Origin of the sequence: Colwellia sp. Arc7-D, from assembly GCF_003061515.1 — a bacterium.
Classification (GTDB): domain Bacteria; phylum Pseudomonadota; class Gammaproteobacteria; order Enterobacterales; family Alteromonadaceae; genus Cognaticolwellia.
The window spans coordinates 2,091,166-2,104,119 of the sequence record NZ_CP028924.1 but is presented as its reverse complement, the minus strand read 5'-3'; the positions used below and the strand labels follow the sequence as shown (position 1 = coordinate 2,104,119).

Below are 12,954 nucleotides of genomic sequence, written 5' to 3'. Positions count from 1 at the left end.
CTGTTTGTGACCTTGTAAATAGAAAGTTAACTTAAGGCTTCAATATAAAAACTTTAAATTCTGCACCAATATATTAATTATTTAAGTTACTGAAAACTATGTGAATGGGTATTAAAATATAAATAATAGCTAGACGATAAGCTTACTGACTGTTACGCTTTTAAATGATAAAAAATATCGCATTACTTAATTTTATAACTTTACCTTAATGTAAATTATAAACTTTATTTGGTGTTTGAACTCAACAAGCTTAATTCATAAGGAATACACATGAAAAATTTGATCATGATATTTGCAGCGTTATTTACAAGTTCGCTTCCAATGACATCAATGGCTGGCAATGTTAGTTCTGCTGTTGTGATAGAGCAACAACGAAGCGCAATTACAAAACAACAAATATTGTCTATGGTTGATAGTACAGAAGTTCAACAACAATTAGTTGTACTGGGTGTATCTTCTGCTGATGCAAAAAATCGAATTAATAGCCTTACTAATGCAGAATTAACTCAATTAAATATGCAAATTAATGACGCACCTGCAGGTAGTGGTATTGTTGGCACAATAGTTACCGTTTTAGTGGTAGTTGCAGTGCTTGATTTACTCGGCATAACCGATGCGTACTCGTTTATTGATCCTATCTAATAACATGATTATTAAACACCTTAAGGCTGGCATTATTGTCAGCCTTTTTTTACTGATTGGCTGCTCAACACCTCCGCAAACGTTACAATTAATGCAGCAACCGCCAACGAATATTCCTTTAACTTCGAATATTGAAGGTGTACCGTTTTACCCACAGCAAGCTTATTACTGTGGGCCAACTACACTAGCTGAAATATTTGAATTTAATGGCGTTAATTTATCGCCTGAAAGTATTGCTCCTCAATTATTTATTCCAAAAAGAAACGGTAGTTTGCAACTAGAAATGGTAGCAGCAATAAGACAACAATCCTTTCTTTCCTATGCGAGTAAAGGGTCTTTAGAACAGCTGCTAAAGCTAGTGAATCAAAAAATTCCTGTTATTGTTTTACAAAATCTAGGTCTGTCTTGGTATCCGTTATGGCACTATGCTGTAGTAAAAGGCTATGATTTAGAAACCCAAGAGTTTATTTTACACTCTGCAGATATTGAAAATCGTCGGGTAGGTATGAAGGTATTTGAGCGCACCTGGCAGCGGGCTAACTTTTGGTTTGTTGCGGCATTAAAGCCAAGCCAAAGTACCAGCGCGCTAAACGACTTTACCTATATAAGTGCCAGTCAAGATTTAATTTCAATCGGCAAAGGCCCTGCTGCTATTCCATATTTACAACAAGCTATTAACGCTTGGCCTAAAAATTGGTTAAGTTACTTTTTACTGGCTAATTATTATTTCGAACAAAATAATATAACAAAGGCAATCGAATGGTTTGAACAAGGTTTAAATTATGGCGAGCAACAAAGTCATTATTTAAATAATTTTGCTTATGCCCTACTTAAAAATGGTGATACTGAGCGTGCTAATACCATTATTGAAAAGGCACTAGCAATATCACCCACCGACATTAATGTTTTAGCCACACAGCAAGAAATCTTAGCCGCTATTAATTAGTGGCTTAATTGAACAAATATTTAAAGCGCATTAAATAATAAGTGCGCTTTAAATATAACTGAACATATAACTGAACATATAACCCGTTTACACAAGTCCCTATTCAATATCAGTTTGCATTTAAGCTGTGCGCTTGCCTAAATATTTTTTCAACAGCACAGGCAATATGGTTATATCTGTTAATAAAGCAACTATCATCGCCACACTGGTTAATAAACCAAACAACATACTCGGCACAAAGTTAGAAAACACTAACGAACCAAAACCTATCACTATGACTGTTGTGGTGTAAATTAATGCATACCCTACCGACAAATTTGTCCGTTTAACCCATTCGTTACTGTCCGTTTTATTGAGCTTTATTTCTTCTAAATAGCGATGAACGTAATGAATTGTGTCATCCATAGAAATACCCATGGCAACGGCTGCAATAGTGATGGTCATTAAATCTAACGGTATGGCAAAAATACCTAATATACCCATGATAACCGAGGTTGTTATCAAATTAGGCACTAAGGCTATCCAAGCAACTTTAAACGATGAAAAGATGATCATGAGTGTTATCGCCATAGCACCATAAACGATTAGTATGGTGAGTATTTGCGAGTCAACTAAGCGCGACAATACGTCTTGATATAAAATAAACAAACCAGTAAGCGTATATTGCTGTTTTTCAATGCCTAATGCAGATAATTGTTGGTGAATTTCCGCCAGTAAGTCAGCTCTGTTTAGGTTAGCCGTACTGTCTTGAACACGCATAGATATACGTATTTGATTATCTTTTTCTGAAAAATAAGCGCCAAATAATGCCTGTTGTAAGCTTGGATCTAAACTTTTATAAAGCGCAGTGAGTTCGTATTCTGTTAACGGTTTACCGTTCACCACCTGCGCTATTTTAGTAAAGTCAGCAATCGATGTAATCGCACCAATAGCTTGTTGATTTGCTAACATATTTTGAATTGCAGTAACCGTTTGAACGGTACTTGCAGAAATAACTAAGCCAGCCTTAATTTGCTCATCGGGTATATCAAACAATAAGTCAAACGGTGTTGAACCGCCAAACTCTTGATCAATATAAGTTAATTCTTGTCGAACATCTGTCGACTCATCAAAATAATTTAAAAAACTATTTTCAGCGGTTAACTTCAAGCACCCCAGTACACCAATAATGGTGATTATTGCAGAAAATACCACGATTAATTTAGGCTGCTTTTTAACAAATGTAGCGGTTGCAGTCATACTGTTTTCAATTTGCTTGTGCTGCTTCACAAACGCTTGCTTGTTAAACAATGCCAAAAGTAATGCCGGGAAAAAAGCTAAGCTAACAATAAAGCTTACGAGCATGGCCACTACCATCATCCAACCGAAACTAATGACCGGCTGTACGCCACTAAATATAAGTGAACCAAAACCTATAGTTGTAGTTAAACCGGCGTAGAAACACGGCTTTATTTTTTGTTTAATGGTCGCGAGTACTAATTGTTTGTGCGTCCAATCAGTGTGTTTAAGCACCAATTCTTGATAATGCACAATCAGATGAATGATCATCGCTAACGATAATATAATTTGTAGCGCAAATACGTTGGCTGAAATAACTGTAACTTTAAAACTAAGTGCCGCTAATAGCCCTATGGTTATAACTACACTGGTAGCACAACATACTAAAGGTAAGATTATCCAGCTAAACTGTCTAAATAAAAACCAAAGTAAAACAATAACGACCAATATAATTAACGAACCAAAAAGCAATAAATCACTTTCTATTATTTGAATAAGCTCATAAGACAATAAATTATTGCCGCCAAGGTAAAAGTCGCCGTCTTTTTTATAGGGCTTTAAAATCGAACGAATACTTTCTATTTCATCTATTCGTGCTTGTTCTAATTGTTTATTAAGACTTTGTTGTTCAGTTTTAAGTTGTTCAAGGGTATTAAGTTCTTGCTGGGTTAGATCTCGGCTTAATAAATGACGCTTAATGTTAATAATGTCATGTTTATTGGCTTCTAACTTTGGATCGGATTTAAACACAACTTGCAGCGACATAGCTGTTTGATCATCGTTGATCAGTAAACCTTCGTACAACGGATGTTTTTTCAAGCTCAGTGATAAGGTGCTTTCACTAAACTTTTGATTTTCCCAGGTAAGGTTTTTAACATCAGCAGAAACTGTATCAGCCGCGGTAAAAATAGGCATGTTAACAATGCTTTTTACTTCTTTAACCCGTGTTATTGTTTCTATTTTACGACCAATACTAGAAACAGTATTTAAGTTTTCAGTTGCAAATAACTGACTATTCTTAGGCTTAAAAGCAATTAAAATAAATTCTTCTGAGCCATAACGTTGGTCAGCAAGTTGCGTTAATATGTAATGCTTGTTGTTATCAACTAACAAAGTGTCAGCCGACGCATCAATTTCAAAATGCTGCGCTTGCCAAGCAAATATTACCGTTAGTACGCTAAAAACCAAACAAATTACCCAGGCCATTGATGTTGAGCTTTTATTAAACATATCTACTCCACTGCCCCGTCAATTTTACTAACTGGATTCGCTATCAATTTTTTTTGCTTTTCTGTTTTAAATATTTCATCTCTGCGTGCTTGGCCGTCACGTAATAAGTTCTGCATATATAAGTTTCTAACAAATTCGTAAGGGTTTTCAACATCCGCTAATACATCTGGATACTTAGCTAATATAGGGATTTGTGCTTGAATGCCATCAGCCAGTAATAACTGTGTGGCTACTTCATCATCGTTAATATAGTTAAGTGGATGGGCAAAATAATTAAAGGTTAAAGAAGCCGTATCACGTAAATCTGATGGGCCAAGTAAGGGTAAAACAACATAAGCACCGTGACCAACACCATAACTTGCCAGTGTATCGCCGAAGGTGGTTTTATGTCGTTCTACGTCCATCATACTATCAGCCGCGTCAAACAAACCAAGTAGTCCAACGGTACTATTAAATAATACGCGCGCAATACTTTTACCCGAGGCTTTAAACTCGCCTTGAAGTAAATGATTAACCGCATACAGTGGTTCTCTCAAATTATAAAAAAAGTTACTTATACTATTATCAACTGGCTCAGGAACAATTTGTTGATAGCCATTGGCAAGTGGGCTTAATACATAACGATAAGCCACATCGTTGAATTTAAAAATAGGCTCGTTAATAAAGCGTAATGAATCTTCAGGTGGCTGATAGCTAACAACACTAGGCACATTTTGCTCAGCCGCTAATTCGTAAGGACCTTTTAACGGTTGCTCATTCTTTATTGGGCTTTCAGATACGTTATTGCTAGCGGCAGAACACCCTGAACAAAGCGTTATTAAAAGTATGATTAATCCGCTGTGTAAATAACGGCGATTATGGTTCGAAAAATTAGAGCGCTGGCTTAGATTGTTTCTCATTAAAAACTCCCTTTAACGCGTTTAGTGGTACTTATATTTATTGTCTATTTAGTATAAGTTATACATCGTTTTATACGCTAAACATTTAAAATATGGCTAACACTGACCGCCAATGTTTTATCAATTAACTAAATACTAACACTTTAATTTTAAAGACACCTACCTCATCAGAAAAAATTAAATCGACGTTTGAATCATATAACAGTCTACATGGCAAAAATTAACTACAGCAAAAATTGAGAAACTGATGCAAAGTTAATCAGCATACTGCGATTCAAAATTTTAGTTCTAAGTAAATAATGACAGATGAACAATAATAATCATTAATAACTAACTAAATTGGTAAAAGGTCGATAAACTTGCTTATTAACGTTTAAGTTGTATTAAAAAATACCATCAGTGAATTAGGAGCACGTTAGTGCCAACATCTTCAATTATTTCAGACACGACAAAACCATCACCAAGTAACATAGCGGCACCAATAGCTAAAAAAATTCCTCATACAATGACTGTACACAACCATCAACGTGTAGATAACTATTATTGGATGCGAGATGATCAACGTAGTGATGAAAATATATTGGCGCATCTTAATGCTGAAAATAATTATGCTGATGCCATGTTGGCAGAACAAAAGCCGCTTCAAGAGACTCTTTTTCAAGAGCTAAAAGCGCGCATTGTAAAAGACGATAATACCGTGCCCGCCAAAGATGGAAAATATTGGTATCACAGCGAAATAAATGGTGAACAAGAGTTTTCAAATTTTTATCGTTCAACCAGTTTTGATGGTGAGAATAAAACCTTGTTGTTAGATGTTAACGCACGAGCGGAAAATCATGAGTTTTATGACTTAGGCGATGTATCAATTAGCCCTAATGATCAACTTATGTCTATATCGGAAGATACTGACAGTCGCCGTATTTATACTATTTGTTTTAAAGATTTAAACAAAACAGATGACTCAGCCGATACATATTTAGCCGACATTTTGCTTGAAACTGAAGGGCAAATTGTTTGGGCCAACGATAATAAAACCGTATTTTACGTGAAAAAAGATTTAAACACGTTATTAGGCACGCAAGTTTATCGACATAAACTAGGTACTGCACAAGCTGATGATGTTTTGGTGTATGAAGAGCATGATCATAGCTTTTATATCAGTTTAGATAAAAGCCGAGACGAATCTCAACTCTATATTTGTTTGCATGCTACAGAGTCAACACATTGTTTATCGTTATCTTCTGACGAGCCATATGGCGAGTTTATAGACCTAGTGACTTATCAAGAAGAGCATGAATATTACGCTGATAAAATGGGCGACTATTATTATATTGTAAGTAATTATCAGGCTAAAAACTTTAAGTTAATGAAGGTTTCAATTGATCAAGTTGCTGATATGAATAACTGGCAAGAAGTCATACCTCATAGAGACAATGTGCTACTTGAAGGTATTGAAATATTTCATGATTTTATTGTCACCACTGAGCGAGAAAATGGTCAAATTCGTTTTATTGTTCATACAATTAACGGCAAAAATGCGGGGCAGCAATATCCATTATCGTTTGATGATCCTTGCTACTTTGCCTGCCTAGGTGATAACCCAGAGCCAGACAGTACCGTTGCGCGGTTATATTATTCAAGCTTAACTACTCCTGGTTCATTATATGAATTTGATTTAGCAACAGGTGAGCGTAAGTTACTAAAACAACATAAAGTATTAGGCGATTTTGACAAAGATAAATACCAATCAGAACGACTATTTATAACTGCCCGTGATGGTGTAGAGGTACCTATATCACTCGTTTACCGAAGTGATAGTTTCAAAAAAGATGGCACTAATCCCCTGCTTCAATATGGTTATGGTGCTTATGGTATTACTATTGATCCTAACTTTTCCAGCCAAACCTTAAGTTTGCTCGACCGAGGCTTTGTATATGCTATAGCTCATGTTCGTGGCTCAGAAATGTTAGGTAGACAATGGTACGACAATGGAAAAATGGCGCATAAACAAAATACTTTTAATGATTTTATCGACGTTACTAAAGCACTTGTTGATCAAGGTTATGGCGCTAAAGATAAAATATTTGCTTCAGGTGGCAGTGCTGGCGGATTATTAATGGGCGCTATAGTTAACCAAGCACCCGAACTTTATTTAGGTATTGGCGCGCATGTACCCTTTTTAGATGTGTTAACCACTATGCTTGACGAAACCATTCCCTTAACTACCAATGAATATGACGAATGGGGCAACCCTAACGAGTATCAAGCTTATCAAGATATATTAGCGTACTCGCCGATAGATAATGTCAGTGCACAACACTACCCTAACATACTCGTAACTACCGGGTTACACGACTCACAAGTACAATACTTTGAACCGATGAAATGGATCGCAAAATTGCGAGAATTTAAAACAGACAATAACCTATTGTTATTCAAAACCGATATGGACGCTGGACATGGCGGCGCATCAGGACGCTTTAAAAGCTTAAGAGAGAAAGCCTTGGAAATGAGCTTTTTCATCTCTTTGTTAGTTAGCTCAACGTCTGAGTAAAGTGTTGTATAGAAGTGTTGAAGTCAAGTACCTAAGTAAATGTTTGGCGTTGTTATTCTCAAGATTATTTTTATTTCTCTTGTGAGTAACAACGGCCTAGATAAGAGTGACTTAGTAGTAATTTAAACCGCAGGTAAGTTTTCAGCTAGCCATTGCTCAAATTGTACAGGTGGCAAAGCCCCTGATATTCGAGCAATTTCTTTCCCGTGATGAAAGATCATTAATGTAGGAATTGAACGAATATTATAACTTCCAGCGGTATGTTGGTTATGTTCGGTATCTAACTTCAAAAAACAAGCTTTTGCAGACAACTTACCCGCAACCTGTTCAAAAGTGGGTGCAAACTGTTTACAAGGCCCACACCAAGAAGCCCAAAAATCAACCACCACAGGTAAACCATTGTCAGTAATGAACCGACTAAAATTGCTATCGCTACCTACAATAGGTTTTGTCGACAGCACTGCTTTACCGCACTTGCCGCATACAGGCTTATCGTTAAGTTTTACGCTGGCTAATCGATTTTTAGTACAGCAATTTGCACAAACGATTAGCATTGATGTATCAGACATATTAAATCTCAGTAAAAGTTGTTTGGTATTCATTTATAAAATATAAAGTAGAGTAATTATATGGGTTTGTGCAAGATTTAATTCAAGTGCAAGCTACATATTAATATGTTTTATAGTAGAAACATTAGCGAGTATGTATCTATTATATGCTGTTCATTGTTAATCAAAAGAATTTAGTATTACCTTTCTTAGCTAAAAATTTAATACAAACATTTAATTAAACGTTGATCACTGCCCTGTCTACGCTTGCTTTATATAAAACACATGGTTATTCTGATTTTTTTAAGTATTAAAGTTGACATATTAGTATGAAATTACCCACTACATTGCCAATAATTCTTGATGGTGGCATGGGCCGAGAATTGGAGCGTATTGGTGCGCCCTTTCAACAACCTGAATGGTCAGCACATGCATTAATTGAATCTCCCCATTATGTCTCAGAAGTTCATCGAAACTTTATAAATGCCGGTGCTGAAATTATTACCACAAATACCTACGCTTTAGTGCCGTTTCATATTGGTGAGAAACGTTTTAGAGAACAAGGGGCTGAACTCATCAAGCTCGCTGCTAAATTAGCTCGAGACTGTGTTAATGAAAATGACGTTAGTGAAAATAACGGTAATGAGAACAGCAAAGTACATTCTAATGTGTTAGTTGCGGGTTGTATTCCACCCGTTTTAGGATCATACCGTCCTGATTTATTTTCAGTAACACAAGCTAAACCATTGCTTGAAGCTTTAATCGTAAATCAAGAAGCTGATATCGACTTTTGGTTAGCTGAAACAATATCGTCAATCGAAGAAGCGACAATGATCAAAGCTCGAACGGCACAAACAAACAAAGCCACTTGGATTGCGTTTACTGTGAAAGACGAAATAAACACCGAGTCACGACTTCGTTCAGGAGAAACTGTTTTTGATGCAGTTAGCCAAATAGCTGGGCAACATGTTTCGGCTATATTATTTAACTGCAGTGCGGTAGAAGTAATGGAATCAGCGCTATTAAATGCCAAACAAGCGTTATTAGCACACGGGCTTGAAAGTGAAGTTCAGCTTGGCGTTTACGCGAATAATTTCCCGCCCATTGGTGAACTTCGAGAAGCGAACAATGATGAAGGTTTATCGATTATAAGAAAAGATATTTCGCCAATAAAATACCGTGAGTTTGTTTCATCTTGGATTAATGCTGGCGCATCAATTGTGGGTGGGTGTTGTGGCGTTTCAGCAGAGCATATTGAGAAATTAGCTGAGCTTAAATAACGTCCTTACCTCATAGCCTCGAAACTTTGAAACCAGTTTAAAAGTAAAGCCCTCTTCTGGGCCAAATTTAATATATTAGCACCTCTGTTCATCAACAAAGGTGTCTTGAGTCAAATATGCTCAGGTATTATCGGTGGCTTAACTGTTTTTATACAAGGGGCTAAAATTGTAATAACTATTGCAAGTAATGCTAGGAGTGCAGACTGACTTTATCTATGTAATAGCGTTGACTATTGTTGAACGGACAACATATCAACTGTATGTTGCCATTAGCTCAAATGACGTTTTTGTCGCTGTAACGACTTGTTTTTAACAGCAACGGTGGTTTTTGGAACCGCATAAAGGTTCAAGCCACTAAACAAGCTTTTTAATTTAGCTGCCTCATAGTCTTGTTCAATTTTTTCGATCATCAATGCATGCTTTTCTGGATATAAAGCTTCAACGGCTTGCGATATTAGCTCAAATAATTTCTTCAAATTAATTTTATGTATTTGCCCTGTTTTGTTAAATATCCATTCAGTTATCGCCATGAAATCATCAAACGGCTCATCAGACAATATATGAGGTAAGGTATATTTAAAACGCCCTGAATTACCAATCATGTCCCAATAACGGGCAAAGCGATTAATACGTTGCATGGTGGCAAAACTCACCCGGTCAGTACTTAATATATTAAATGGTGATAAAGGATTAAAGCGCAAATCGAACGCTTCGGTATGCCTAATTATTGGACTGCCTTTTAAACGTTTTAAAATACCCATCTGAATTTCATGCGGTCGGCAATGATACAGCTGGTTAAAACTATCTTTAAAGCTGTCGAAGGTTTCACCAGGTAAACCAAAAATAAGATCAGCATGAATGTGCGCGTGGGTATTATCTTTTAACCAAATTAGATTTTCTTTCGACTTAGCGTTGTTTTGCTTGCGACTAATATTTTTTTGTACTTCAGTGTTAAAGGTTTGTATGCCAATTTCAAACTGTAAGCTACCTTCAGGAAACTGCGCTAACAATTCCTTTAACTTTCTAGGAAGATGATCGGGCACCACTTCAAAATGTAAATATAGGTCGTCAGTCATTCGGTCTAAGAAAAACTGCATAATTTGCATAGTGGTATTTATGTTTAAATTAAAAGTTCTATCAATAAACTTAAAGTTACGCGCACCACGGTTATACAAAATTTCCATTTGCTCAAGAAATAACACTATTTCAAAAGGCACCGAAGTTTTATCAAGCGACGATAAACAAAATTCACACTTAAACGGACAACCACGAGACGCTTCAACATAAAGCAAACGATTGGTTAAATCTTCATCAGTATAGTATTGATAAGGCGATGCTAATTCTTTTAATTCAACAGGTTTCGAATTGAGAATTTTTCTATCCAAAGGCGCATCATTAATAATATCCTTACACAATTGATAAAAGCTTAAATCTGCTGGCCCTGTTAACACATAATCGGCACTGGCAACTATCGTTTGTTGCTCGGTTTCATAGCTAACTTCTGGGCCACCTAAAACAATTTTAATTTCAGGCGCAATAACTTTTAACAGGCTTACAACGTCAGTAGTTTCTACAATATTCCATATATAAACCCCAAAACCCACAATATCGGGTTTACTGGCTAATATTTGTTCAACGATATCAATGGCACGAGTTTGAATAATAAACTCTTGTATTTCACAAAACTCCTGCAACTCTTGTAAATTAGCGTACAAATAACGCAAACCGAAGCTGGTATGAAAGTATCGAGCGTTGAGGGTTGCAAGCACAATTTTAGGCGCAGCTTTATCAATTTTATGAGTGCTTTTCTGACTGTTATTTTGATGTTTTATATCTGCGATATCGGTAGCCAGATTAATTTTTGTAATGGGTAGTTCAGTGTGATGTTTTTGCGCTGCCATTTGTAAACTTAAATGCCTTTGATGTTATATCGGTGATTATACGGACATTGATTAAATTATTCAGTAATCTTATGCTTAAACAAAGCTTACTTGCTTTGTAATTAGCAGTAAAAGTGAAAGCTCAGTGGTTAACTAAACAAAATTTACGGGGAATACAGCAATAATGAATATTAATGAAATGACTATATTTTTAGGTTGGTGTACGGTTATTAATTTGAGTGTTTACTTGTTTTCAGCATTGTCTATTATCGTATTTAAACGCTTTACCACTAAGCTACACAGTAAAATAATGGATCTGGATGCTAAAGCATTACCTAAGCTGTACTTTAACTATTTGGGCAATTATAAGTTAGGTATTCTTATTTTTAATTTTGCTCCTTATATTGCACTGAAGCTAATGGTTTAAAAATGTGCGAGATTATGACTCGACCTTAACATTGTACTTATTTTTAATGCTGAGTTCATCATACCAGCCAATTTCTAGTAAAGTTCATCACTTGTTTTAATACAGGATTTTTTATGTGGATTATGCTTTTTTCACAAACTTGGCGGTTACCATCATTTCTCCTACGCCGTCTACTTTACAATCTAGCTCATGATTGCTTTTATCTAAAACGCGTCGAATAAGTGCCTTGGTACCTATTTTTATTACTTGTGAACTCGCTTTAATTTTTAAATCTTTAATGACAGTAACTTTATCCCCCTCAGTGAGTAATGCGCCGTTAGCATCTCTTACGTTGACGATACTACTTGCTTTTAGTTCTATGGGATCCCACTCGTGCGAGCACTCTGGACAAATAAGCAGTTGTTGAACTTTGTAAACGAATGCAGATTGGCAATTTGGACAAGCAGGATGCGACATTATTTAGTGACTTTTAGATGTAATTTTTATTATTTTAAATGACCATTAAATAGAAGTGAACCTATGTTTTTTTATAATCATGCTGGATAAGTTGATTTTAAGTCTGGCTTTGCTAATTTATTTACGAATTTTTAAATATTTTACAATATATGGGTTTTAAATATTAACAGGTAAGCTAACCATTAAATTCAATAAATTTTAACAGTAAAGCTGCTGCTGTTTTATTTTGTCCTTTGAGTTTTAAAACTTCGATTATACATTCAATAGTGCAAAGGCCTCCTTTAGGTTGGTTGGCTCTTAAATTGTATAATGAGGTGTTTTCTGGTTTCAGCGTAAAATATGATGCGTTTTTTAAATAAGGACTTTGATTAAATATTTTATTTGCTTCTTGCCACGTGCTATCAATAATGATGATATTTTCATAATCATTAAGTGATAACGGTGCTGTTTGAGGATTTAATATTGGTGTCTCAAGCGATAACTCTTCCTTTGAATACAATAATATCGCGTCGTTATTTTCTATCAACTGAACAAGATTTTTATTGGGGTTGACCCTTTGCCATATTATTCGCTCAACTATGTTGTTAGCATTTTCTATGGCGATAGTACCAGTGTTGGTTGCCCTATTTAACTCACGCTCATGTGTAAGAAGAAATATTTTCATCATTATGTCGTTTTCATATCAGAGGCTTTTTGATCTGACTTAGTTTTAGAACTAAAGATCAGGTTTGTTGTAAGTAAACTTAGCTTTTAGGCTATTAAATTTGTTCGTTGGCCAACTATGAACAGTTATCACCAGTTATGACCAGCTATA

Annotated in this window: 11 protein-coding genes; 5 read left to right on the top strand and 6 right to left on the bottom strand. The window is 35.7% G+C overall.

Features of this window, described 5'->3' with window-relative positions; translation table 11 throughout:
• The first annotated feature begins 270 nt into the window (after window positions 1-270).
• Window positions 271-642: a PA2779 family protein gene (locus DBO93_RS09225; RefSeq protein WP_108456085.1), complete on the top strand. Its 372-nt coding sequence runs from the start codon at window positions 271-273 to the stop codon at window positions 640-642.
• Window positions 614-1,588: a PA2778 family cysteine peptidase gene (locus tag DBO93_RS09220; RefSeq protein ID WP_108456084.1), complete on the top strand. Its 975-nt coding sequence runs from the start codon at window positions 614-616 to the stop codon at window positions 1,586-1,588. Before DBO93_RS09225 ends, DBO93_RS09220 begins: the two co-directional genes overlap by 29 nt.
• Window positions 1,589-1,708: 120 nt before the next feature.
• Here the strand turns inward: DBO93_RS09220 and DBO93_RS09215 are convergent, their stop codons facing one another.
• Together DBO93_RS09215 and DBO93_RS09210 are read right to left on the bottom strand one after the other, a co-directional pair.
• Complete coding sequence (locus DBO93_RS09215; protein ID WP_108456083.1) at window positions 1,709-4,096, bottom strand: MMPL family transporter; 2,388 nt, start codon at window positions 4,094-4,096, stop codon at window positions 1,709-1,711.
• 2 nt (window positions 4,097-4,098) lie between these two features.
• A complete protein-coding gene (locus DBO93_RS09210; protein WP_108456082.1) occupies window positions 4,099-4,995 on the bottom strand; it encodes a VacJ family lipoprotein in 897 nt (298 codons plus the stop codon).
• Between the two features lie 418 nt (window positions 4,996-5,413).
• On the opposite strand from DBO93_RS09210, the gene DBO93_RS09205 reads away from it, so the two are divergent.
• Window positions 5,414-7,549 carry a S9 family peptidase gene (locus DBO93_RS09205; RefSeq protein WP_108456081.1) on the top strand — a complete coding sequence of 712 codons (2,136 nt, stop codon included), beginning with the start codon at window positions 5,414-5,416 and terminating at the stop codon, window positions 7,547-7,549.
• 122 nt (window positions 7,550-7,671) lie between these two features.
• On the opposite strand, the gene trxC is transcribed toward DBO93_RS09205, so the two are convergent.
• Window positions 7,672-8,118 (bottom strand): thioredoxin TrxC, encoded by a 447-nt coding sequence (gene trxC / locus DBO93_RS09200; protein ID WP_108456080.1) that lies wholly within the window; start codon window positions 8,116-8,118, stop codon window positions 7,672-7,674.
• A 308-nt stretch (window positions 8,119-8,426) separates the two neighbouring features.
• On the opposite strand from trxC, the gene DBO93_RS09195 reads away from it, so the two are divergent.
• Window positions 8,427-9,377 carry a homocysteine S-methyltransferase family protein gene (locus tag DBO93_RS09195; RefSeq protein ID WP_108456079.1) on the top strand — a complete coding sequence of 317 codons (951 nt, stop codon included), beginning with the start codon at window positions 8,427-8,429 and terminating at the stop codon, window positions 9,375-9,377.
• A 269-nt stretch (window positions 9,378-9,646) separates the two neighbouring features.
• Here the strand turns inward: DBO93_RS09195 and DBO93_RS09190 are convergent, their stop codons facing one another.
• Complete coding sequence (locus DBO93_RS09190) at window positions 9,647-11,278, bottom strand: B12-binding domain-containing radical SAM protein (RefSeq protein ID WP_108456078.1); 1,632 nt, start codon at window positions 11,276-11,278, stop codon at window positions 9,647-9,649.
• Window positions 11,279-11,441: 163 nt separating this feature from the next.
• Between DBO93_RS09190 and DBO93_RS09185 the strand changes: the two genes are divergently transcribed.
• A complete protein-coding gene (locus tag DBO93_RS09185; RefSeq protein ID WP_204100666.1) occupies window positions 11,442-11,684 on the top strand; it encodes a DUF6868 family protein in 243 nt (80 codons plus the stop codon).
• Window positions 11,685-11,804: 120 nt separating this feature from the next.
• Here DBO93_RS09185 and DBO93_RS09180 read toward each other — a convergent pair whose 3' ends face one another.
• Window positions 11,805-12,140: a zinc ribbon domain-containing protein YjdM gene (locus tag DBO93_RS09180; RefSeq protein WP_108456076.1), complete on the bottom strand. Its 336-nt coding sequence runs from the start codon at window positions 12,138-12,140 to the stop codon at window positions 11,805-11,807.
• A 175-nt stretch (window positions 12,141-12,315) separates the two neighbouring features.
• Complete coding sequence (locus DBO93_RS09175; protein ID WP_239059155.1) at window positions 12,316-12,807, bottom strand: tRNA-uridine aminocarboxypropyltransferase; 492 nt, start codon at window positions 12,805-12,807, stop codon at window positions 12,316-12,318.
• Window positions 12,808-12,954 lie beyond the last annotated feature (147 nt).